Below are 22,302 nucleotides of genomic sequence, written 5' to 3'. Positions count from 1 at the left end.
CGGCGCCTGGCGACTCAGGCGGGCGCGGCCAGCAAGGCCCACAGCTGCCGGTATTCGGCCCGCTCCAGCATGTGCCGCATGCGCGCGGCCAGGGCCGGCTGTTCGGCGTCGATCAGCCGCATCAGGCTTTCGATGCGCGCCAGGTCCAGGTTGGCCACGGCCTGCGTCAGCGGTTCGCGCACCGACCCGTTCAGCGGCGCCAGTTCCTCGCCCGACAGCGGCGTGTACGCCGGCGCCGCCGGCGCACCGGGCTCGCGCAGGAAGTGCAGCCCCAGTTGCAGTTCCAGCATCGCGAACAGGTGGTCCCGCTCCAGCGGCTTGCGCATGAAATCGTCCGCGCCGGACAGCAGCGCCTCGCGCCTTTCCTCCTCGAACGCGCTGGCGGTGAGGATGACGATGCGCGGCTGCCGGATGCCGGGCCGTTCGCGGATGTGGCGCGTCAGTTCCAGGCCGTCCATGCGCGGCATGCGCCAGTCCATGAACACCAGGTCCGGCTGCAGCGCCAGGATGCGCTCCTGGCCCTCCACGCCGTCGCGCGCCTCGTGCACGTCGAAGCCCAGCGGCGCCAGCAGGGAGCGCAGCAGTTGGCGGCCGTCCTCGTTGTCGTCCACCACCAGGATGGTCTTGCCGCGTTCCTGTTGCGGCAGTCCGGCCACGCGGTCGCGCGCCTGGGCCGGCGCCAGCACGGCTTCGCGCTGGGTCAGGTCCAGCGCGAAGCCGAAGGTGGCGCCGGCGCCGGGCGCGGACACCAGCGTCAGCTCGCCGCCCATCAACTGCACGAATTCGCGGCTGATGGCCAGGCCCAGCCCGGTGCCGGCCTGGGACGGCGGCGACTCGGCCTGGACGAAGGGCTGGAACACGCGCAACCGGTCCGCCTCCGCGATGCCGGGGCCGGTGTCGACGACGGCGAAGCGCAGGCGCACGCCGTCGCCGTCGAGCGCGTTGCCGCGCACCACCAGCGTCACGCTGCCGCGCTCGGTGAACTTGACGGCGTTCGACAGCAGGTTGAGCAGCACCTGGCGCAGCTTGGCGCCGTCGGCCATGACCACCTGCGGCACGCCGGCGCAGTCCAGGCGCAGCGCGATGCCGTGCTGGCTGGCGCGCAGCTGCAGCATCTCCAGCACCGAGTCGAACAGCGCGTACAGGTCCACCGGCGACAACTGCACCTCGCCGCGGCCCGACTCGATCTTGGACAGTTCGAGGATGTCGTTGATCAGCGTGAGCAGGTGGTGGCCGGCGCGGTTGATCATGGCCAGCTTGTCCTTGCGGTCGTCGCCGATGGCGGCGTCGCCGGCCAGTAGTTGCGAGAAGCCGATCACCGCGTTGAGCGGCGTGCGCAGCTCGTGGCTCATATGGGACAGGAACACGCTCTTGGCGCGGTTGGCCGTCTCGGCGCGGCCGAGGGCCACCGACAGCTCGGCCGTGCGCTCGCGCACCAGCTCCTCCAGGTGGGCGCGGTGGCGCCGCAGCTCGTCCTCGCTCTGTTCCAGCATGCGTTCGCGCGCGGCCAGGCGGTCGGCCATGGCCTGCAGTTCGTCGAAGGATTGCTGCAGGCGGCCGGCCATGTGGTTGAACGACAGCGCCAGGTCGCCCAGCTCGGACAGCGGGCTGCCGGGCACGCGCTGCCCCAGGTCGCCGGCGGCCATGGCCTGCGCCGCGCGGCCGATGCGACGGATCGGCGCGGTGACCGCGCCGGACAGCCAGTAGGCGGCCACCAGCGACAGCAGCAGGGCCAGCGCGATCATCATGGCGGACTGGCTGTTGCCGCTGCGGACGCCGGCCAGGTACCAGGCTTGCGGCATGGCCGTCAGCAGGATCCAGTCGCTGCCGCCGGCGCCGTCCTGGTAGGGCGTGGCCTGCATCAGCCAGCGCTCGCGCGCCAGCGGCTTGCTGGTGATGACGTCGAAGGTCAGCCGCAGCGGCGCGCGCAGCCGGTCGTAGCCGCCGGCGGCGGTGCGCAGCCGCAGCAGCGCGGCGTCGGTCACCGGGTCGGCGCCGGCCATGGAGCTGGCCAGCATGCGGCCCCGCCGGTCCAGCACCAGCGCGCGGCCGTGCGTGGCCACGGGCAGTGCGCGCAGCATGGCCGAGATGTCCTTGCCCTCCGGCGCGGCGCCGGCCTGCTGGCGCCCGGCCACGTAGTCGTCCAGCCGCAGGTTGATGTTCTCGGCGATTTCCTGGTGCAGGCGCATGGTCAGCTGTTCGGCCGTGTCCTCGGCGCCGCGCAGCGTGAGGAAGGCTGTGGCGCCCACCACCACCAGCACCAGCGCGATGAAGGGGGCGGCCAGGAAGGCGGGAATCGGCACGCCGGCGGCGCCGCCGCCCGCGTCCGCGTCCTTGTTCTCCTCCTGCGCCCAGAACATGCCGGTGGCGCGCGCCAGCGGCAGCGCGGCCAGCATGGCGAACGGCGCCAGCACCCAGGTCAGCGCGGTGGTGAAGAACAGCGCGGGCGTGACGCTGCGGTAGGCCAGCTCCGGCGTGAACTGCGGCGAGGTGATGTAGCCCCACAGCTGCGGCTCGATGGCCATGAAGACCAGCACGAACAGCGCGTACCGGCCCCAGGTCGGCGCGCGGCGGAAGTCGGGGTCGCGGCCGATCAGCTGGTGCGCCAGCCAGAAGCAGGCGGGGTTGATGAAGTAGCCGGGCAGCCAGTCGGCCAGGAAGGCGGGCGGCACGCCCTCGACCAGGTCCGACAGGCCGTAGGCGAAGGGCACCACGATCAGGGCCGGGTAGCCGAACAGCACGGCGCACAGGAAGACCGACAGGTCCTTCAGCGACTCGAAGGTCTGCGCGCCGGGCACCAGCACGATGGCCGAGCCCACGTAGCCGGTGATGAAGATGGTGGCGAAGGTGAAGATGGCCGCGATCAGGGCGCGGCTGTCCCAGCGCTGGCGGATGCGGCCCAGGCCCCAATGGCCGTCGCGCCGCAGCGCGAAGCCGCCGAAGGCGAGCAGCATCAGGCAAAAGCCGACCAGGTAGCCCAGCCTGCCCCACACCTCCAGCAGCCCGAGGGGGATGTGCTGGAACGCCGATTCCAGCATGGCGATGACCGCGTTCATATGATTCCTCCCTCTCTCTGGCGGCCGGCCCGGCGCGGCGGTGCTACACCCGCCAGGCGCCGTCCCTGTACACGGCCTCGTCGTCGAGGTACACCGCCTCCGTCACGGCGAACACGTCCACGTGGTAGCGCGCGTCCTTGCGCTTGAATTGCGGTTTCTGGTACTGCCCGTGCTTGGCGCCCAGCGACAGGTGGATGCCGCACATGCGCTCGAAGGTGCCGATGTCGTTCACCATGTTGTGGCGCGAGAAGGCGCGGTTCATGCCGAAGCCCAGTTCGCGCAGCCACACCTCGCCCTCGTGCGCGCGGATGATCTCGAGCATGTTGTCGAAGGCGGGTGTGGAATCGATGGCGCCGGTGACGCGGCCCTGTTCGACGATCATCGTGATCGGTTTTTCCGGGTGGTTGACCAGGAACTGGGTGTCGCCGAACACGAAGATGCGCACGCGGCCGCCCACCGCCTCCAGGTCGCGCGCCTCGGTGAACACCTCGCCGATGGGGAACTGGCCGCCGACGTTGTTCATGCCGCTGTAGTCGCCGATATTGAGCTTGGCCGGCTCCAGCGGCGAGCCGAAGGTCAGCAGCGCGCCCTCGCCGCTGTCCACGGTGGCGCCGCGCGCGCGGTCGATGCGCTCCTTGAGCTTGCGGCCCACGCCGCGGTAATAGGCGGGGTCGTAGGCCAGCGCGTTGAGGTAGTGCAGGCCCTGGGCGCCGGGCATGCGCGACAGGTGCACGTGCTCGATCACCTTCAGGCCGCGCTTGAACAGTTCGATGCGCAGGCGGAAGGCCTCCAGCCGGAAGCTGGTGGACTGGATCAGCACCACCAGGTCGCGCGCGGCCAGGGTGGCGAAGGCGGCCAGCACCTGTTCCGGCGTCACGCTGTCGAAGTCGATGAAGACGGCGCCGGGCAGGGCGCGGCGGTAGGCCTCGGTGAGCGCCAGGTTCAGGTCGCAGCGGCGGTCGTACACCACCAGCGCCTGTTGCGCCGGCGTGTGTTCGATGGCCATGGCCAGCAGGTCGCCCACGTCGCGCGCGGCGGTGTCCACGGCGTGGCCGGGAATGGCGCCGTAGGGGCCGGCGCCTGGGCTGGAGTGGGGGGCGATTGTCATGGGAAAGAGATGCTTGTTGGAACCATTGTGCATTATACGGGCCGCGCGCATGCATATTTCTTGTCTCGGGGGAGGGGCCGCTGTAGAATCGACTCAATATAGCCGAACGGCAACTTTACAGATTTGGCGCAACATTACTGGTCGGGAGGCGGGAATGAGTGTAATGAAGGGGCAGGATCTGCCACTGGAGCGTCCTGACGATGCCGACGGACGGGCCGCGCTGTTCGTGCCGACGGCCGCCATCAAGGACGATGTGTTGCAAACCGTCCGCAAGGGCGCGGCCATCGTCGGCTTCGGCAACCACGACCGCACGTTGACGATCTACTACGAAAGCAACCGCTTCGCCGAGCCCACGCTGGCCAAGTGGGAGCACAAGGCGCGCAAGGCCTTCGAGCGCCTGCTGGACAACCTGCCGACCACCTCCAAGATGATCAGCAAGCCGGAGAACTTCGAGCAGGTGGGCTACATCAACAGCAAGGGCATCACCATCCGCCGCATGGAGACCCTGCAGCGCTGGCTGGAACAGTCGGACGCGCTGGACACGGCGCCGACCGAGGAGGTCATCCGCTGGGCCCCGGCGCCTCCCCCCAAGAAAATCGTCAGCGACGATTAGGGGCCTCGCAAACCTACTGCGCGGCGCGACTTTCGCCCTGCGATGCTCACCGTACCTTCGTACGGTTGCGCTTCTCGGACGAAACTTGCGCCGCTCGCTACGGTTTTCGAGGCCCCTCTTATTATAATGGGCTACACCACCATGATCGCCGCCTGCGCCTTGAGCGGGCAGGGCAGGCTGTCGTCGAAGGTGATCTCCACCGCGCTGGCCACGAAGAAGCCGCCTATGGTTTGCGCGGCGATCTCCGGCGGCGTGCCCGGCGCCGTCAGGTTCACGTCCTGCGCGAACAGGAACACGCGCCACATCCCGTAAATGGTTTGCTTGAACTTGAGCAGGATGCGGTAGGCCCGCTCCAGCGGCAGGCTGCCCGCGTACACGCCGTCGTTGGCGCCGGGATCGAAACCCAAGCCGTCGTCCGTCAGCGGCACCACGAAATTCAAGCCCTGCGGCGCCTGGAAGATGGCGAAGCTGTACAGGTCCGTGCCGTGGAACAGGGTGTCGTCGTCGCGGTGGAACTTGGCGCGCACCCTCAGCGGGCTGAACGCCTGCACCACCTGCGGCGCCTCCACCTCGACCGGCCCGGCCGTGTGCACATTGGTCTGGATCTCGGACACGCTGTAGCCGAGGGTGCCGCCGCCGGTGGTGGTGCGCTGGTAGGTCCACTTGACGTCGGTGGCGTAGGGCTCGCCCGCGTTGGGCGGGTCCAGCATCACCCACTCGGCCACCACGCGCTCGGCCACCGTCAGCACGCCGGGCGGCGGCGGCGTGGCCTCCTGGCCGCGCCAGAACGGGTCGGCCGCGTCCGAGCAGGCCACGGCGATGGCGCCGGAGGCGATGGCCGATGCCACCCCGGCCACCGTGAACTCCGGCTCGCCGGCCGCCGCGCCCTCCAGCGAGCAACAGGTGACGCTGGGCTCGTTCTCGTCGAAACCGCCGCCCACGCTGAAGTTGGCCGCCCCCGCGCCCAGCGCCGCCGCGATGATGGCCACCAGCGCCGCGATGATGGCGACGATGATGGCCAGGATCTTCCACCACGGGTCGGCGAACGGCAGCTCGCCGTGCAGGCCGACGAAGGCGGGATTGGGCGCCCACGCCATCGTCAGGCCGGTGGGCACGATGGGGCCGCCGCCCGGCGGGCAGCGGCACTCCTTGTCCGGCCCCGGCTGGCCCCAGCGCTTGCCGGGCAGGTGGCCGCGCAGGCCGGACACCGTCAGCGTGCCCTCGGGCACGGTGCAGGTGTAGGTGTTGCTGGGCGCGTCGAAGCGGGTCTCGGACACGAAGATCCGCTGGATCGAGCGGCGCGACTCGTAGCCGTCCGCGCGCGCCAGGATGCTGACCAGCGGCTTGCCCGGGCTGGCGTGCTGGAAATTGGCGTCCCAGCTGACCAGCATGGCCGCGCCGGCCGGGATGGTGGCGAAGTGGAAGGTGCGCGCCACCGGCGCGATGCCGGGGTCGCCCACGCTTTCCAGCCACACCGTCACGTTGGTCAGCGCGCTGGCGGACATGTTGGTGATGTGGGCGCTGATGCGCAGGTTGTGGATGGCGTTGTCGAAAACGCCGTCCGGCAGCATGATGCTGGTGACCGGCTCGACCGCGAACGGGCGCGTCAGCACCTGGAGTGGAGTGGCGCTCATTTGGTTTCCCCTTCACAGGCGCGGATCACGACGTAGCTGACGCCGCCCAGGACCTTGCCCTTGCCGCGCTCGATCACGCGCAGCAGTTGGTATTCGCCTTCCCTCAGGCCGTCCGCGTCCAGCGCCAGGTAGGCGGCGGCCGAGGTGCCGCGCGGCACCCGCACCGTCAGATGCCCGCCGGCGCCCGTGCCCGCGCTGGAGCCGGCGCCGGTGCCAGCGCCAGTACCCGTGCTCGCACCCGTTCCTTCCGCCTGCAGCGACATCAGGTCGCCGCCGGCCTCGTCCCCCGCCGCCGCGCCACCCGTGGGGCCGGTCGGCTTCGCGGCGCCGGCGTCGTCTTCGCTGATGCCCGGCTCGCCCGTCGCGACGGACCGTCGCGCGGCGGCGCCGGCATCGGCGGCGGCCTCCCGCTTCTCGTCCGCCCGCTTCTTGCCGGCCTTGGTCTTGGCGTTGCCGGCCGCGCCCTGCGCCCCTTCGGCCGGGTAGCTCTTGGCGACGCTGACGGCCAGCACCTTCTCGTCCGCGTCCGCCGGCGAGGTCTGCGGCGGGTGGCCGCCGGGCGGGGCGTCCTGCTGGCCCGGATGCGTGTAGCCGCCGCACAGCGGCTCCAGGCTCAGGCGCGCCCGCACGGGCCGGCCCTGCGCCGGCCGCAGCCCGCACAATCCCAGCAAGGCCATCTGGCGGTCGTCCAGTTCGCCGCCGTATTCCAGCGCCAGTTCGGCCACCTTGTCCTCGCGGGGCAAGGCGTGCACCGAGATCACGAAGGCCTGCGCCAGCCTGCGCGCGTCGGCCACCTCGATGTTGCGCTGCGCGATCTGGTCGTGCGAGGGCGGGTCGAACTGGTAGGCGCCGGGCAGCGGATCGGGGATCGGATTGGTGTCGCCGGGGCCGTGCGCCACGGCCAGCAGGCACTCGTGGCCGCCGTTGACGATCACCGGCACCCACGGCACCAGGCACAGCACGTCCTGCCCGGCGGGGTTGGTGTCCAGGTCGACGAAGGCCGAACCGATCGCGTGCGCGGTGCTGGTGGTGATCTGGCCGGACGGGTCGGCCCAGTAGAAATCGATGCGCGTGCCGGAGGCGTTGATGGTGCCGGTGTTGGCCACGTGCGCCCACAGGTAGGCGGGCCCGCCGGCCACGGGCGTTCCGGGTGGGCCGTTGGGATCGGTGCCCGGCACCACCCAGATGTCCGTGCTGTCCCACCAGTAGGGGTTGCCGTCGCGAATGATGATGTGTGCAGGCATGGCCGTCCTTTCGAAGAGTGGGAACGCATGGGCTTCACGCCGGGGCCCGAGCAGCTTTGGCCAGTTCAGCTTAGGCTTCGCCCCCTGGGCGCGTTTGACGCATATCAGAGGTGCGCCATGGCCCGCTCGACGGGTATTTTTTTCTGTGCGCGGCCCTAATCCCGGGGGGCTGCGTTATGATGCAAAGAACAACTTGAGCTCGCCATGGTGGAGCTCGGGTACCGCAAGCGTATCGATTCGAGTGCATACATGGCATACAGGTGGGAGACTCCCGACAGCGTCTGGCTGGAGGATGAAGCGAGTGGACAATTCGAGCTGGCGTCCGGCCAGGGTCTGAGCCGCATCGACTGGCAGGCCCAGGCGCGCAGCCGCCTGCCGGACGTGGCGCGGGTGCTGGGCGCGTCGCTGCCGCCCCCGCCAACCACCTCGTGCGCGCACGCCGCCATCTATCCCCAGGGTTTCGCGTTCTGCCCCGAGTGCGGCGCGGCCCTGCACGTGTGCGCGCCGCCCGCGCGCCGCCTGCCCTCGTGGTGGGGACCGAGCAGCGCGCCGCTGCCGGTGGACGAGTCGCCGCTGCCGCGCCATGTGCCACTGGGATTGCCGGTCACCGCGTTGCCGCTGGCCGCCACGCTGGAAACGCGCGCGCCCGAACCGGCGGTGGGGGTGCCGGACTTGAAGATTCCCGCGCCGCCGAACGCCGTGTGCGTGTTCGCCGCCTCCTATTTCGGCTTCGCCGCGCAGCGCCTGCTGGCGCTGGCCTACACCCGCAACGTGCTGCAGTACTGGGACCCCGTGGCCGCGCGCTGGCACGTGATGGCGGCCGAGGACGGCGCGGCGGATTTGTCCTTCCACGCGTCGGCCTACGCCTGGTTGCCGGGCCGTGCGGACGCGCGGCGCGGCGAGGTGGGCATGGTGCCGACCGCGCAGGGACTGGTGCGGCTGGTGATGAATCCCGTCAGCGAAAGCTACCGGACGGAGATGGTGCTGCCCGCGCGCCTGGCCAGCGCGCCCGGCATGGTGGGACGGCGCGTCGCCTGCCTGATCGCCGCCGCCACCGGCGTGCGGCTGTGGACCGCCGACGCCGACGGGGCCGATAGCGAAACCCTGGAGATCGTGGCGGACGACGGCATCCCGGACCCCGACGGGACCGGCTGGGGCATCCCCGCCGCCGGCTGGTCCCGTCCATTCAGTTACGACGGCAAATTGATCTGGCTGCACGAGCTGGGCGAACTGTATTGGCGTCCCGGCGCGGCGCCGCGCTGGCTGCCTTGGCCGGCGGGATGGACGCCCCGGCTGGGCTTCGGCGGCCCGGTGCGCAGCCGCGACGGGCGCCTGTGGCAGATCGGCCATGACGGCCAGGCCTATTCCTTCCGCGAACTGGGCACGGAACGCGCGCAGTTGCAGCCGCTGAACGGCGCGCGTCTGGGCCTGGGCACGCTGCTGTTCCGGCGCGGCCACCAGGTCAAGAACGAGCCGTGGGACGTGGAAAACGTGGAGGACCAGGCGCGCGGCGACGACATGGTGCTGCCGCTGCTGGAAAACGTGAGCGGCACGCGCGAGCAGCCCACCGGGCTGGTGCTGCGCATGCAGGCCTATTCCGGCAAGGCCGAGGCGGCGCTGGAGGAGGCCACCCTGCCGCGCACGCTGATCGAGTGGGTGGGACAGCGCAACGTGATCCTGGACGAGGCGGTGCGGCTGAAGCGGCCCGGCGACTGCCAGCCCTTCGTGTACGACAACTGCCTGTGGCTGCACCATCCCAGCTGGAACGAGATGCGCGGCTGGCGGCTGGAGGCGCAATCGTGACGCGGGCGTCGTTAAGACCACAGGCGGAACCCGGGGTCAGACCCATCGGGTCTGACCCCTGCCTTCGCTTGGGTTCGGAGCTGCTCGCTGGCGTCATCTTGACATGCGCACCGATTGCCGCTTCCGCCGCCTCCCACGTCTTCCTGGTCCAGAACTCCGGCTGGATGGAGCCCTTCTACACCGACCCCGCGTCGCAGTACAAGGCGCTGGTGGCGGAGGTGGTGCTGGCCGCCGTGCGGCCGGGCGACGCGTTGGTGCTGGCGTCCTTCAACCAGAGCCAGCCCGGCGCGCCGTCGCCGAAGGCGCTGCTGGCGGCCCAGGTGGACGACAAGTCGCCCCGCGCCGCCGTCGCCTCCGCGCTGGCCGCGCTGGCCACGGCGAAAAAGCCCGGCGGCGCCCTGGCCGACACCGACCTGGGCGAGGCAGTCGGCGTCGCCATGGGCACCGCCCTGGGCGGCAAGCCGGGCTTGATCTGGCTATTCACCAACAACAAGAACAGTCCGAACAACGACCAGGCCACCGCCCAGCGCAACCGCGAATTCTACGAACTGATACACCACGGCGGCGACATCAAGAAGGCGTTGGCCTTCCCGCTGCACATGCCGGTGCGCGGCCGCTACAGCGCCAACGGCCTGATGATCTACGTGTTCGCCATCAAGGACGAGGGCGCGCGCGAGCTGGACGCGCTGATGCGCTCCGGGCGCCTGCAAAAGGTGATCACCGAACCGCCCGCGCGCCTCAAGCCGCTGGACCAGGACACCGTGCGCCTGCTGCCAGTGAAGGTGGAGAACGTGCCCGGCGTCGCCTTCAGCACCCAGCCCAACGGCACGCTACGCGCCGACATCGACGCCGGCGCGACCGCCGCCGCCGCGGCGCCAGCCAGCGGCGCCGGCGCCGATGGCGGCGCGAATACCGGCGCGAATATCGGCACTAGCTCCGGCCAGCCGGCCACGCACGCGGCGCGCATCGGCTGGCGCCTCGAAAACACGATCTATCCCTACACCATCACCAGCGCGCGCATCGAGGCGCGCTCGGTGCTGGCGGGCGCGCGCACGCCCATCCGGCTCGGCGCGGACACGGTGGACGGACTGGCCCCCGGCAAGTCGCAGCCGCTGTCCTCGTCCATGCAGCTGCCGGTGGCGCACCTGCCGGGCAAATGGTCGCTGGAAGCCGTGAAGGCCGCCGGTTCGGCCGCCGTGCTGCCCGGCGCCATCGAGCTGCAGCTGAGCGAACAGAAACTCGAACTGTCGCAGGCCTTCCGCCAGCGCATGGCCGCGCTGTTCCCCGGCGATCCGCTGCCCGACATCTTCACCCCGCCCAGCCAGGTCCAGGGCTCGCGCGCCGTGCTGCCGCTGGAGGTGCGCATGCGCTACGGCCTGGCGCCGCTGATGGCCCTGCTGGGCGGCATCGCGGCCCTGCTGGCGCTGGCGGGCGGCCTGGCGCTGGCCGCCGGGCGCACGCGCAAGGTGCAGGTCACGGTGGAGGGCGAGACGCGCACGCTGCACACCAAGGCCGGCACCAGCCAGCCCCTGCACGACAGGGCCGGCAACAAGGTCGCCGAGTTGAAAACCACCATGTTCGGACACACATTGACGGATCTGCGCGAAGGCGCGCAAGTCCGCCTTGGCCGCTAAAGCCCACAGAGGAACCAGAATGCAAAAAGACATACAGCTCGCCCAGGCCAACACCGATCCCGGCTTCAAGATCCCCGGCGCCCCCGCCGATCCCAACGCGAAACCGTCGTCGGCGCCCACGCTGTCGGAAACGCCGCCCGGCGCCGCCGCGCCCGGCCAGGCCATGGAGGTCGCTCCCGTCGCGGGCGCACCGGCCACCGACACCTCCACGCGCGACGTCGCCGTGGGCGGCGCCATCTTCCTGGTGCTGATGATCGTGTTCTTCTTCGTCCGCAACGCCTACGCCAACCACCTGGTGCGCCGCCGCGTGGCGCCGTCGTCGGCCGACACGGCGGGCTGGCTGATGTTCTGCGGCCTGGGCTTCTTCAGCGCCGCCGCCGTGCTGGCCATCATGAACGCCGGTAAATTCCTCACGCTGGCCGTCACCGGCACGCTGCTGCTGCTGGCCGTCGCCGCCTTCGTGGGCGCCTTCCTCACCGGCCGCCGCTGACCACCTAAGGAAACACCATCATGGCAGAATTCCCGAGCACCGGCGGCGACAAAAAGGCCGAACTGAAGGTCGACCTGCGGCCCACGCTGTTCATCGGCGCGGGCGGCACCGGCATGGAGGTGATGATGCGGATCCGCCGCCGCATCCTGTCCGCCGTGTGGAACCGCCACAACCCGGCGCGCGTGGAATCGATCGCGCAATTCCCGGTCGCCCGCTTCCTGCACGTGGACCTGGACAGCGGCGCCATCATCGACGAGGGCAAGTCGCAGCGCACCGATCCCTGGTTCGAGCTGGTCAAACTGAGCGACGAGGAGCGCTTGGTCGAATCGATCGACCTGCCGCAGTACCACGAGTCCGACGACAGCCTGGCGCGCTTCCCGCTGATCGAAAGCTGGATGCCGCTGCGGCCCAAGAAACTGCGCTCGCTGGGCATCGACCCGTCGAAGGGCGCGGGCCAGATCCGCGCCGTGGCGCGGCTCTACCTGTACGACAAATACCCCAAGCTGCGCGGCCGCATCAAGGGCGCGCTGAATTTCCTGTCCAGTAACGCGGGCAACGAGCGCAAGGAAAACTACCAGCGCCTCGGCCTGCAGGTGGACACCTCCAAATTCCGCATCGTCGTCATCGGCTCCAACGCCGGCGGCACCGGCGCGGGTACGGCGCTGGACCTGGGCTGGATCGCCAAGGCCATCGCGCGCCAGGAGGTGGCCGACAGCCAGGTGGACCTGGTGATGTTCCTGCCCTCCGGCTACGCCAAGGCCAACAAGGAACGCACCGAGGCCAACGCCTACGCCACCCTGATGGAGCTGGAGACGGCGATGCGCGACATGAACGCGCAGGTGCGCTGGGCCGACCCGGACAGCCTCACCGGCAAGGGCGCGCCATTCGACGACGTGTACTTCGTCGACACCGCCAACCTGGCCAACAAGGCCACGCAGGACGTCAAGGACGTGTACCAGATGGTGGCCGATTCGCTGTTCGAGGACTTCGCCTCGGCCGATTTCGCCAACCGCAAGCGCTCGGTCGCGGTCAACCAGCAGCAGCACAAGCTGGGGCCCTTCAATCCGCGCGTGCCCGAGATGCGCTTCGGCGACATGCGCCTGTCCTACTCCAAGGTGTATTCCGCCTTCGGCCAGGCGGTGCTGGACACGCAGCAAAGCCTGCGCGAGGACATCCGCGCCTACGAGCTGGCGGCGCTGATGGTGAAGGCCTTCTTCGGCATCCTGGGCGGCGGCGGCGAACCCGCGCGCCGCGCCGGGGACCAGGAGCGCGACACCTTCATGCGCGAGCACATGGCGCTGGCCGAGCGGCCGTTCGACGAGTTCCCCGATTTCAGGAAGGGCACGGCGGACGTGACGCCGTTCCAGGAATACGCGCTGACCGACCGGCTGTTGCTGGACAAGGACGAGCGCTCGCTGCTGGAGCGGGTGGAGAGCAAGGTGCAGCTGGAGATCGACCGCATCATGGGCGACTACGATCTGAAGCAGTGGCGCGAGAAGGTGGCCGAGCTGCTGCCGCTGCTGGAGCGCGACGCCATCCGCGAGGCCGGCGCCACCGCCGAGACCAGCGAGGACCGCCTCAAGCGCCACACGGCCGAGCTGCTGGTGCGCCTGAAGGGCAGGGCGCGCGAGCAGCTGTACGCGTTGCTGGACGACCGCCGCCAGGGCGGGCTGGAATTCGTGCTGTCGCTGCTGGAGCAGATCAAGTCGCGCATTTCGCAGCGCGACCTGGCGCACATGGAGCGCAACGGCAGGCGTTATCGCGACATCCGCGACGCGTTGCGCACGCGCCAGGTGGAGGAGTCGCTGAACAACCTGTCGCAGGCGGCGGGCAAGCTGTTCGGCCGCGACGCGCAGGCGCGCGAGGTGATGTCGCACCTGAAGCGCGACATCGCCGACTACCTGCGCTTCCACCTGCTGGCGGTGGCGGCGGGGCAGGCGGTCGAGGTGCTGCGCAACATGTCGGCCTGGCTGGGCGACACGCAATCGGTGGACGAGAAGGGGCAGCCCGTGTGGAGCGGCATCGCCGGCGAATTCCAGGAGGGGCGCCGCTGCGTGGAGGCCATGCTGGGCGCGGTCGACCAGCGCATCGCGCAGCTGCGGGCGGACGCGCAGCACGAGCACGCCACCTACATGAAGCTGGCCAGCGACACGGTGCCGGAAGCGGTCAAACTGACCGGCGACATCAGCGTGTGGAGCGAGGAGGTGCTGCTGGAGTTCGGCGGGTCCGCCCGGCTGTTCCCGCAACTGGGCGACGACAAGCTGCGCGCCTCGCTGCTGCTCAAGCTGTTCCGCCGCGCGCAGACGCAACTGAGCCGCGAACACCTGGTCGACGACGCCAACGCGCCGCCGCCGGACCCGCTGCTGGAACGGCTGATGGCGATGTCGCCGCAGGAGCGGCAGCACATCTTCAACGAATGGCTGCGCAGCGCCATGCCGTGGATTAACGCGCGCTTCTCGGCCGAGTTCACGCCCAGCGCGGACCAGTTCAAATGCTTCATCGGCGTGGGTGACGTCAACGCCTGGCGCAAGCTGGAGCCGGAGATCAAGGCGGCCGTGCCGACGGGCTTCTTCCACGGGGAGCTGGTCAGCATCGTCAACACCGGCATCAGTGGCAAGGCCGTGTGCTACATCGAGCTGTCCGGCGTGCCGATGACGGTGCTGCGCGGCCTGCCCACGTGGCGCACCTCGTACCAGATCGAGAACCCCAAGATCCCCACCCACCTGCATTTCGATTCCACGCGCTTCCGCCATCCGATCGCGCCGTCCATGGACGAGCTGAATCGCCTGGCCGACGACTACGAATGGTTCCTGCAGGCGATCGCGCTGGGCGTGGTCAAGCGCAAGGCCGACCTGTCGGACCGCGAGGCGCTGTTCCAGCCGCGCGGACAGTATCTGTTCGAGGTGGAGCAGGGCTCGGGCGAATGGCTGCAGATCGGGAACGAGTTCGCCATCCGCTCCAACGGGCTGCCGCCGTACTACCGCGACCAGGTCATCAACGCGGTGCGGCACCGCCTGGGCCACATGGGACCCAGCCAGTTCCTGTTGCTGGCGGCTCTGATGCGGCACTACCAGCTGAAGGTCTATCAGCCCAAGCTGGAGATGGACGAGACGGGGGCCGAGCTGCCGTCGCCGTCGCTGCCCAACATCACCGCCAAGCGCCTGCACGACGCGTGGCTGAAGCGCGCGCAGGCTTCCCACGCGGCCTTGCCGGAGGCGCCGGTTGAGCGGGCGCTGGAGCGGCTGGCGCAATGGAGCGAGGCGGTGGCCGGTTCCGCCACCGACGCCTACAGCTGGGAGGTGCAGCACATGGTGGAGAAGCGCGTGTTGAGGCAGGAGTATCTGGCCAGCGAGGCCGCCGCCGCGGGCGTCTTCGCGGCCTCGATTGCGGCTCCGGCGGCGCCCACGGTGGTGGTGGCGCCGGTCATCGTTCCGGCCGCGGGCGGCGTGACGGCGCTGCCCGCGCTGTACAAGGTGTTCCTCAACAAGGCGCAGCACGGGCCTTACTCGCTGAATGAACTGGCGCAGCGCATCGCGCTCGGCGAGGTGGTCGGCGACACCAAGGTCTGGAACATGCAGTGGATACCGCGCGTGGACCAGTGGAAGCTGGCCAGCGACATTCCCGAGATCGCGCAGCTGCTGCACGCGGCGATACCGGACCCGCACGACGACATACCGGACCCGGAATAAGAAAGGCGCGTAGTGGACGCAGCGAAGTACCGATGCATCAGCGACGAGTGCGGGAAATCCTTTCCGCGCGAGGTGAACTTTTGCCCGTTTTGCGGCATGCGGCAAAAGGCGGCGGCGTCGGCCGCGCGGGCGAGCGCGCCGCCGGTGCAGGCCGCCAGTCCCGCCGCTAACGCGCCGTCCGGCTCCGCCGCAAGCGCGGCCGCCGGCACCCTGAAACCCGACGAGTGGGGCTATGCGCAATCCGGCCGGGCCACGACACCCCACGCCGCCGCTGGCGCCGATGGCGACGACGCGGCAGCCGCGCGGGAGCGCGCGCTCGAGGAGGCGCGCGCGGGATATGCGGGCGTCACCAGCGCCACCGCGGCCGGAGAATCCGGCCAGATCAGCGCCGCGCAGCAGGCCGCGCTGGACCGTCTGAACAAGGTGCGCGGCGTCCCGCCCGCCGCCCCCGCCGCGCAGGGGCCGGTGAGGGAGCCCGGCATCCCGATGCCGCCCAAGCCCGGCGCCGAATCCAGGCCGCCGCTGCGCAAGCCGGTGGGCATGAGCACCTGGGCGCTGGCGGCCATCCTGCTGGGCGTGATCTGGTTCCTGGCCAAGCCGTCCGATCCCCACAAAAAGCTCGAATCCCGCGTCGAAAAGGTCATCGGCTACACCGGTGAATGCAAGATCGACCAGGCCAGGGCCGAACAGGCGTCGCTGAAGGCCGACAAGGCCAGCGCCGCCCAGTTGAAGCGCGTGCAGGAAGCCATCAACGGCGCCGCCCCCGGCTGCGAGAAAAAGCGCCAGCGCGGCAAGGCCTGGACCGAACTGCGCCCCGCGCTGGAGGACGCGCTGCACACCGGCGCCTACGAGCGCGCCGCCAGCCGCCTGGCGGCCTTCGTCAAGCGCTGGGGCCAGGACGACGACACGAGCGACTGGGACAAACGGATCGACATCAAGCTGGGCGAGCGCCTGCTCGACGAGGCCGACGCCTGCCTGAAAAAGTCGGACCGGAATTGCGTGGAGGCGAAGCTGCAGGCGATCATGAAGTTGAACCGCACGGAGCTCGGCCCTCGCACGCAGGCGCTGCACGAATCGCTTTCCCGCTTGCTGGAAGCGACCATCCTCGAGCAAAAGGCGCCGGCCGCCGCCGGCGCCACTGCCGCCCCGGCAACCGCGGCCGCCCGCGCCGCGCCGGCGGCCGCCCAGGCACAGGCGCCGGCCCGGACCTCTCCGGCCGCGCCGCCCGCCAACGTCATCAGCACCGCGCCGCAAACAGCGCAGGCCGCCCAGCAGGCGCGCAAGATCCTGGCCGACGCCGAGCGTGAGCTCAGCCAGGGCAATTACAAGGGCGCCATGGACAAGGCGGAGATCTGTGCAACCATGATCGATGTCGGCAACCGCGAATGCCTGGGACTGAAGCAGCGGGCCGAACGCCTCAACCGCGAGATGCTGCGCTGCGTGGCCAGCGGCGCGGACTGGATCAACGATCGCTGCCAATAAAGGACGCATCATGAAACGCACCATTTCCACCGCAGTCGCCGCCGCGTTGCTGGCGAGCGGCTGCGCCGCTCCCGATGGCGACGGGCGGCAGAACACCAGCGACAGCGGCGGCAGCCAGGGTCAGAACGCCGCGGCGGGCGCCGCGCTGGGCGCGGTCGCGGGCTGCGCGCTGGCCAAGATCGCCGGCAAGAAGTGCGCGGAGGGCGCCGTTATAGGCGCCGCGCTGGGCGCGGCCATCGGCTGGAGCACCTATTCCGAGAAGGTGGCCAGCGCGCAGACCGTGAACGCCGAGGCGCAGCGGGAAGGGCTGAAGGTGCCCCAGAACGAGATTCGGTTGAAGGACTACCAGGTCTATTCCACCGCCAGCGTGGCGCGCGCGGGCGGCGAGCCGGTGCAGGTGGTGGGCAACATCAAGTTGTACGGCCAGGGCGGCCGCGTGCCGGAGGTGGTGCAGAGCATGACGCTGCTGAAGGCCAACGGCGAGAAGGCGTCAGACAAGCCGCAGATCGCCCGCGTGGAACGGGTCGACGGCGCCGGCCAGTTCCGCGCCGTGGGCGTGTACAAGATCCCGCGCGGCATGGAGCAGGGGCAGTACACGGTGCAAAGCGTGCTGCTGCTGGACGGACGCGAAGTGGCGCGCCGCACCACGCTGTTCCAGGTGGCCGGCGTGCCCGGCCCCGCGCTGGCGGCGCGCTGACACGGCGTTGCGTCAGCGCAGCTTCAGGTATTCCAGCATCTTGCGCGGGGTCCACAAGCGCTGCGCGAGCGCCAGCAGCAGCATCGTGGCGGCCAGCACGCCGAGCAAATAGGCCGGTCCGGTGGTGATGCTTCCGATCTTCAGGCCCAGGCTACCGGTCCACGCGGCCAACGCCCAGGCGGCGACCCAGGCGCCGGTGGCGTACCAGCCGGCCCGCTGCCGGGGCAAGGCCTTGATGACGATGGCCGCGGCGACTATCAGCGGCACTTCGGGAAGTATCAACGCGTAGCGCCAGACTTTGCGCACGATGTCCATGCCGGACAGGGAACCGACGAGATAGTCGATGGTCGGGAACAGCGCGAAGAACAGCAGCACAACGGGAAACACCCAGCGCAAGGTGCTGAAGAAGATGTTGCGCGCGATGTCCCGCCGCCGCATGCCGCCCGGCGCCACAAACGTCCGCCAATGCAGATCGCGCACCCTGAGCGAGTGGTAGGCGACATACACGAAACCGAAGACGCCGAGCAGGTGGCCAAGGGTCAGCGCCTCGCCAGTGCTGGTCTCGGCCAGCAGCGTGACCAGCAGCGAGCCCGCGCCATACGCGGCGGCCCCGTGCCAGTCGATCTTGCCTTCCATGGTGGTTCGCGCGCCGTTCCCCAGCATTTGGTAGCGTGTTATCAGGCTCAGCCAACGCGCCAGGAAGGGCAGATCGGCGGGTTTTTCGGACCAGCGGTAGGCGGGCTGTTTTTGCCACCGCCAGAGGAGTCCCAGCGCGAGGGCGGGCCAGCAGAGGACGGCCGCGGCCAGCGGCGTGCCGGCTTGCGCCGCGAAGGCGCTATTCAACTGGAACAGCCCGATGATCAGCAGCGACACCATGACGACGAAGGCCATGCCGGAATGGATGGCCGCGCGCAGGCGCGGCAGCAGATCCGACAACGTCAGCGAGAACAGCACGCCCAGGCAAGCGCTCAGTGACACCAGCGCGCCCGCGCTCAACCAATGCGGCTTGGGCGCCGGGCGCAGTTCGAATTGCAGCATCAGCATCACGCTCAGCACCAGCCACGTGATGGAGGTGGTGCCCAGGAAGTCGCGCAGAAAGCGGGTCCAGGCGGCGGCGGGGGCGCGCAATTGCCCCAGCGTTTTGCTGGCGTCGGCCAACCGCCTGGCGCTGCCGGCGGCGTACGCGAACATGCCGAAGGTCGCCATGCTGGCCAGCACCACGCTGCAGACGCTTTGCGCTCCCTGCCCCGCGGCGCTGGAGATGACGATGCAAAGAACGGCGACGCAGGCGAAGCTCGTCAGCCCGACCACGTGGGTGGTCCGCGCGAACGGTTTGTCGTAGATCATCGGGGTGCTTGTCATTTGTTTAGCTCCGAGAAGAGTTCGTCCAGTGTCGGCGCGCGGCCGATGCCGCTGTGGCCGGGCGCGAGGCGGGTGTCGTAGACGCAGCCTGTCTCGTGCGCGCCGATGATGGCGCCGGCCGGTACGCCGGCGGCGTCCGGCGCGAGGCGGACGTGTTCCAGTATCGCGTCCCAGGTGTCGAACAGCTGCAGCCGGCCGGCGCGGACGAAGGCGACGTGCGAGACCACCCGTTCCAGGTCGCCCAGGATGTGGCTGGAGATGACCACCGTGCGTCCGCGCGGCGCGTCGAACAGCGCCCGCATGAATTCGCGCCGCGCGACCGGGTCCAGGCTGGACACGGGTTCGTCCAGCAGCAGCACCTCGGGATCGTGCGCCATGGCCAGCACCAGTGCCAGCGACTGCCGCTGGCCGCCGGACAGCTTGCCGACGGACGCGCCCAGGTTCAGGTTGAATTGCGCCGCCAGCTCCACGCAGCGGCGCTGCGTCCATTGCGGATAGGCCTCGCCCACAACGGCGAGGTGCTCGGCCACGCCCATCCAGTGGCACAGGTCCGGGGCCTGCTCGACGCAGCCCACGCGCGCCCGCGCCGCGTCGCTCAGGCGCAGCGAGGGCTCGTCCAGCAGGCGGGCTTCGCCCCGGTCCGGCGCCACCGTGCCGGCGAGGCAGCGCAGCAGCGTGGACTTGCCGGCGCCGTTGCGTCCCACCAGGCCAACCACAGCGCCGGCCGGAATATCCAGCGACATGTTGTCGACGATGGTGGCGGCTCCCCTGCGGACGGTCAGATCGCGCGCGCTGATGGCGATGTTGCTCATGCACTTCCTTTCTTGGGCATTTGGCGCAGCAGTTTTTCGGGCGTCCACAGGCGGTTGGCGATGTGGGTGAACAGGACGGTGGCGGCGGCCAGCAACAGCAGGTATGCCGGGCCGATACGCCAGCTGAGCGCGTCAAACAGCGGAATGGATCGCAGGCCGATCTGCGCTGCGAAGGCCGCCGGACCGCCGAAGAATATGAAGTAAAGCGCGCCCAGCCCCGCGGCGACGGCCACGGCGATCAGCGCCATCAGCGCGCGCGAGGACAGAACCCGCAGCACCGCCGCCGCGCTGGTAATCAACGCCAGTTCGAAGGGCAGGCAGGCCATGCTCAGCACACGTGACAAGGCCACCGTCGCCGGGGTGCCGGTCGGAATCACCACAGACAGGTAGATCACGGCGACGGCCAGCATCAGCATTATTTGGAACGTCAGCGTCGACAGCACGATGTGTGTACCGATGCGTTCGCGCCGCAAACCGCCTGGCAGCAGCAATGTGCGCCAGTGCAGGTCGCGCACCACCAGCTTGCTGGCTGTCGCCATGGCCAGCATGAACATGCCGATGGCCCGCAGCGGCACCACCGTGTCGTTCCATTGCGCGGTCTGCATTTGGAGCATGATGACCCAGAACATGATTTCCCCGTTAAACCATAGGAGCATCTTGCCGGGGAAAGTGCGCTGATGCGGGTAGGAGGCCGGCGAGACGCCTCCCCAGTGCAGCACGGTGTGGCGCTTGAAGAATGTGGTGACGCGGCTGCCGTGTTGTATGGCGGACCTGCGGGCAACCACCCCTCTGACCGGCAGCCGTGTCTCCCAGCGCCGCGACACAGTCCAGGCCATGGCGGGCCATGTCGCGGCGAATGCCAGCAGCAGCGGGACGGGCAGCCCGGCGAACCACGCCAGCGCGGCGCCGAATCCGCTGACCATCCCCGCATACAGCACGATGCAGAGCGCGGCCATTTCGGCGGCGTGGCCCCAGCCGCGCGGCGCCATGCCCAGCCGCCCCAGGGTGCGCAGCGCCGTCAGGCACAACGCCAGCGACAGCAGCGCGGGGCCGGCCAGCCAGAACGTCGTCGACGCGGGCATGGTCAGCTGCAGCGACACGCCCGCGCAGATCACGGCCCAGTAGCGCGTGGCCGTGAGCAGCCAGGCGCGCAGCCAGGTGCGCCACAGCGCGACGGGCGCGCGCTGCGCGTTCAGGATGCGGACGGCATGGCCGAGCGCCTGCGCGTGGAGGGAGACGGTCAGCGCCAGCAGGCAGCAGGCCACGCCCAGCAGCACCTTGATGGCGACGTCGGCGTTGCGCGTCTCGCCGAACGAGAACGTCAGCATGCAGGCCCAGTACACGCCCAGGCACGCCAGCATCACCTTGGCGGCCGAGGTGGTCGATGCCGGGAAGATCGGCGGCGCGGCGGTTTTCACGCGTTCAGCTCCACGAACAGTTCATCCAGCGTCAGCGCGCGGCTGGCGTCCGCCAGCGCCGGCGCGCGGCGCGTGTCGATCAGCGCGCTGGCGCGGCCGCGCCACACCACCGCCCCGGCCGGCGCCTCGCACGCCGGCGGCGCCAGGCGGTAGTGCTCCAGCATCGCGTCCCAGCTGTCCAGCAGCTGCAGGCGGCCCTCGCGGATGAAGGCCACGTGCGACACCACGCGTTCCAGGTCGCTCAGGATGTGGCTGGAGATGATGACGGTGCGCTCGCGCTCCTGCTCGCCGGTGAAGATGGCGCGCATGAATTCGCGGCGCGTCAGCGGGTCCAGGCTTGCGACGGGTTCGTCGAACAGCATCACGTCGGGATCGTGCGCCAGGGCCAGCACCACGGACAGCTTCTGCTGGTCGCCGCCGGACAGGTCGCGCACGCGGGTGGACAGCGGCAGGTCCAGCCGCAGCGCCAGGGTCAGGCAGCGGTCCTCGTTCCAGCGCGGGTAGGCGCGGCCTATGGTTTGCAGGTGTTCGAGCACGGTCATCCACTCGAACAGGTCGGGCGTCTGCGCCACGTAGCCCAGGCGTTCGCGCACGCTGTCGCTCAGGTCCAGCGACGGGCAGCCCAGCAGCGCGCTGGCGCCGCCGTCGGGCGCGACCAGGCCCGCCAGGCATTGCAGCAGCGTGGACTTGCCGGCGCCGTTGCGGCCCACCAGGCCGACCACGGCGCCTGCGGGGATGTCGAAGGAGATGTTGTGCAGCACGTCGGTGTGGTCGCGGCGCAGCGTCAGCTGGTCGGCGTGGATAACGGTCTCAGTCATGGTCTTCCTTCGTTGGGGTGTCGTTCAGGCATTGTTCGAACAGGCGCAGCGCGTCGGCGGGGCTGTAGCCCAGCTGGCGGGCGGTCTGCGCGGCCGCTTGCAGGGCGGGGCGCAGCATCGCGGCCTTGTCCCGCGCCGACATGGCCGGCTGGGCGTCCGCCACCGCCATGCCGACGCCGCGGCGGCGGGTCAGCAGGCCCTCGGTTTCCAGCATGCTGTAGGCCTTGCTGACCGTCATGGGGTTGATCGCGTGGTGCAGCGCCACGGCCCGCACCGACGGCAGGTCGTCGCCCGGCTTCAGCTGCCCGCTGGCCACCATGCGGCGCACCTGTTCCACGATCTGCTTGTAGATCGGGATGGGGGAAGTGGGGGCGATGTCGAAGTTCATGCGAATTAGTGTATCACTACAATGATACACATGCAATACACCCCGGCCCGAAAA

General features: G+C 69.9%; 16 protein-coding genes. 7 read left to right on the top strand and 9 right to left on the bottom strand.

The genetic code is table 11. From position 1 onward, the window contains the following. Positions 1 to 14: 14 nt before the first annotated feature. Both BM436_RS02835 and BM436_RS02830 read right to left on the bottom strand, forming a co-directional pair. Positions 15 to 3,056 carry a response regulator gene (locus tag BM436_RS02835; RefSeq protein WP_093553278.1) on the bottom strand — a complete coding sequence of 1,014 codons (3,042 nt, stop codon included), beginning with the start codon at positions 3,054 to 3,056 and terminating at the stop codon, positions 15 to 17. Positions 3,057 to 3,099: 43 nt separating this feature from the next. Then, positions 3,100 to 4,164, bottom strand: coding sequence for a M29 family metallopeptidase (locus BM436_RS02830; RefSeq protein ID WP_093553276.1), 1,065 nt, complete (start codon positions 4,162 to 4,164; stop codon positions 3,100 to 3,102). 154 nt (positions 4,165 to 4,318) lie between these two features. Here BM436_RS02830 and BM436_RS02825 point away from each other — a divergent pair, with 154 nt between their 5' ends. Next, entirely contained in the window at positions 4,319 to 4,777 is a 459-nt protein-coding gene (locus tag BM436_RS02825; RefSeq protein WP_093553274.1) for a hypothetical protein, read from the top strand. Positions 4,778 to 4,908: 131 nt separating this feature from the next. Here the strand turns inward: BM436_RS02825 and BM436_RS02820 are convergent, their stop codons facing one another. Together BM436_RS02820 and BM436_RS02815 are read right to left on the bottom strand one after the other, a co-directional pair. After that, on the bottom strand, positions 4,909 to 6,411 hold the full coding sequence (locus tag BM436_RS02820) for a choice-of-anchor X domain-containing protein (protein WP_143132932.1): 1,503 nt from the start codon (positions 6,409 to 6,411) through the stop codon (positions 4,909 to 4,911). Beyond that, positions 6,408 to 7,655: a hypothetical protein gene (locus tag BM436_RS02815; RefSeq protein ID WP_093553270.1), complete on the bottom strand. Its 1,248-nt coding sequence runs from the start codon at positions 7,653 to 7,655 to the stop codon at positions 6,408 to 6,410. The genes BM436_RS02820 and BM436_RS02815 overlap by 4 nt, the downstream gene beginning before the upstream one ends. 249 nt (positions 7,656 to 7,904) lie before the next feature. Between BM436_RS02815 and BM436_RS02810 the strand changes: the two genes are divergently transcribed. The 6 genes from BM436_RS02810 (at position 7,905) to BM436_RS02785 (ending at position 17,450) form a co-directional block, all read left to right on the top strand. After that, complete coding sequence (locus BM436_RS02810) at positions 7,905 to 9,458, top strand: hypothetical protein (RefSeq protein ID WP_093553655.1); 1,554 nt, start codon at positions 7,905 to 7,907, stop codon at positions 9,456 to 9,458. 98 nt (positions 9,459 to 9,556) lie between these two features. Further along, positions 9,557 to 11,092, top strand: a complete 1,536-nt coding sequence (locus BM436_RS02805; protein ID WP_229488822.1) for a hypothetical protein — start codon at positions 9,557 to 9,559, stop codon at positions 11,090 to 11,092. A 19-nt stretch (positions 11,093 to 11,111) separates the two neighbouring features. After that, on the top strand, positions 11,112 to 11,582 hold the full coding sequence (locus BM436_RS02800; protein WP_093553268.1) for a hypothetical protein: 471 nt from the start codon (positions 11,112 to 11,114) through the stop codon (positions 11,580 to 11,582). Positions 11,583 to 11,602: 20 nt separating this feature from the next. Beyond that, entirely contained in the window at positions 11,603 to 15,271 is a 3,669-nt protein-coding gene (locus BM436_RS02795; RefSeq protein ID WP_093553266.1) for a tubulin-like doman-containing protein, read from the top strand. Positions 15,272 to 15,283: 12 nt separating this feature from the next. After that, a complete protein-coding gene (locus BM436_RS02790; RefSeq protein ID WP_143132930.1) occupies positions 15,284 to 16,753 on the top strand; it encodes a hypothetical protein in 1,470 nt (489 codons plus the stop codon). A 10-nt stretch (positions 16,754 to 16,763) separates the two neighbouring features. Beyond that, positions 16,764 to 17,450 carry a YMGG-like glycine zipper-containing protein gene (locus BM436_RS02785; RefSeq protein WP_093553262.1) on the top strand — a complete coding sequence of 229 codons (687 nt, stop codon included), beginning with the start codon at positions 16,764 to 16,766 and terminating at the stop codon, positions 17,448 to 17,450. Between the two features lie 12 nt (positions 17,451 to 17,462). Here the strand turns inward: BM436_RS02785 and BM436_RS02780 are convergent, their stop codons facing one another. The 5 genes from BM436_RS02780 to BM436_RS02760 are packed head-to-tail and all read right to left on the bottom strand — an operon-like array spanning position 17,463 to position 22,248. Further along, positions 17,463 to 18,812 carry a hypothetical protein gene (locus BM436_RS02780; protein WP_143132928.1) on the bottom strand — a complete coding sequence of 450 codons (1,350 nt, stop codon included), beginning with the start codon at positions 18,810 to 18,812 and terminating at the stop codon, positions 17,463 to 17,465. Continuing rightward, positions 18,809 to 19,624, bottom strand: coding sequence for an ABC transporter ATP-binding protein (locus BM436_RS02775; RefSeq protein ID WP_093553258.1), 816 nt, complete (start codon positions 19,622 to 19,624; stop codon positions 18,809 to 18,811). Before BM436_RS02775 ends, BM436_RS02780 begins: the two co-directional genes overlap by 4 nt. Next, a complete protein-coding gene (locus BM436_RS36910; RefSeq protein ID WP_093553256.1) occupies positions 19,621 to 21,042 on the bottom strand; it encodes a hypothetical protein in 1,422 nt (473 codons plus the stop codon). Before BM436_RS36910 ends, BM436_RS02775 begins: the two co-directional genes overlap by 4 nt. Further along, positions 21,039 to 21,860, bottom strand: a complete 822-nt coding sequence (locus tag BM436_RS02765; RefSeq protein ID WP_093553254.1) for an ABC transporter ATP-binding protein — start codon at positions 21,858 to 21,860, stop codon at positions 21,039 to 21,041. Before BM436_RS02765 ends, BM436_RS36910 begins: the two co-directional genes overlap by 4 nt. After that, entirely contained in the window at positions 21,853 to 22,248 is a 396-nt protein-coding gene (locus BM436_RS02760) for a GntR family transcriptional regulator (protein ID WP_093553252.1), read from the bottom strand. The genes BM436_RS02765 and BM436_RS02760 overlap by 8 nt, the downstream gene beginning before the upstream one ends. Between the last annotated feature and the right edge of the window lie 54 nt (positions 22,249 to 22,302).

Origin of the sequence: Pseudoduganella namucuonensis (genome assembly GCF_900116645.1) — a bacterium.
In the GTDB taxonomy this organism is placed as follows: domain Bacteria; phylum Pseudomonadota; class Gammaproteobacteria; order Burkholderiales; family Burkholderiaceae_D; genus Rugamonas; species Rugamonas namucuonensis.
This window is presented reverse-complemented; position numbering and strand designations above follow the sequence as displayed.

What these genes read in the sequence shown, in the direction of transcription:
- BM436_RS02820 (WP_143132932.1), bottom strand. Translation starts at nt 6,411, where the DNA reads ATGAGCGCCACTCCACTCCAGGTGCTGACGCGCCCGTTCGCGGTCGAG.
- BM436_RS02780 (WP_143132928.1), bottom strand. Translation starts at nt 18,812, where the DNA reads ATGACAAGCACCCCGATGATCTACGACAAACCGTTCGCGCGGACCACC.
- BM436_RS02835 (WP_093553278.1), bottom strand. Translation starts at nt 3,056, where the DNA reads ATGAACGCGGTCATCGCCATGCTGGAATCGGCGTTCCAGCACATCCCC.
- BM436_RS02760 (WP_093553252.1), bottom strand. Translation starts at nt 22,248, where the DNA reads ATGAACTTCGACATCGCCCCCACTTCCCCCATCCCGATCTACAAGCAG.
- BM436_RS02775 (WP_093553258.1), bottom strand. Translation starts at nt 19,624, where the DNA reads ATGAGCAACATCGCCATCAGCGCGCGCGATCTGACCGTCCGCAGGGGA.
- BM436_RS02785 (WP_093553262.1), top strand. Translation starts at nt 16,764, where the DNA reads ATGAAACGCACCATTTCCACCGCAGTCGCCGCCGCGTTGCTGGCGAGC.
- BM436_RS02795 (WP_093553266.1), top strand. Translation starts at nt 11,603, where the DNA reads ATGGCAGAATTCCCGAGCACCGGCGGCGACAAAAAGGCCGAACTGAAG.
- BM436_RS02765 (WP_093553254.1), bottom strand. Translation starts at nt 21,860, where the DNA reads ATGACTGAGACCGTTATCCACGCCGACCAGCTGACGCTGCGCCGCGAC.
- BM436_RS02825 (WP_093553274.1), top strand. Translation starts at nt 4,319, where the DNA reads ATGAGTGTAATGAAGGGGCAGGATCTGCCACTGGAGCGTCCTGACGAT.
- BM436_RS02810 (WP_093553655.1), top strand. Translation starts at nt 7,905, where the DNA reads ATGGCATACAGGTGGGAGACTCCCGACAGCGTCTGGCTGGAGGATGAA.
- BM436_RS02830 (WP_093553276.1), bottom strand. Translation starts at nt 4,164, where the DNA reads ATGACAATCGCCCCCCACTCCAGCCCAGGCGCCGGCCCCTACGGCGCC.
- BM436_RS02800 (WP_093553268.1), top strand. Translation starts at nt 11,112, where the DNA reads ATGCAAAAAGACATACAGCTCGCCCAGGCCAACACCGATCCCGGCTTC.
- BM436_RS02815 (WP_093553270.1), bottom strand. Translation starts at nt 7,655, where the DNA reads ATGCCTGCACACATCATCATTCGCGACGGCAACCCCTACTGGTGGGAC.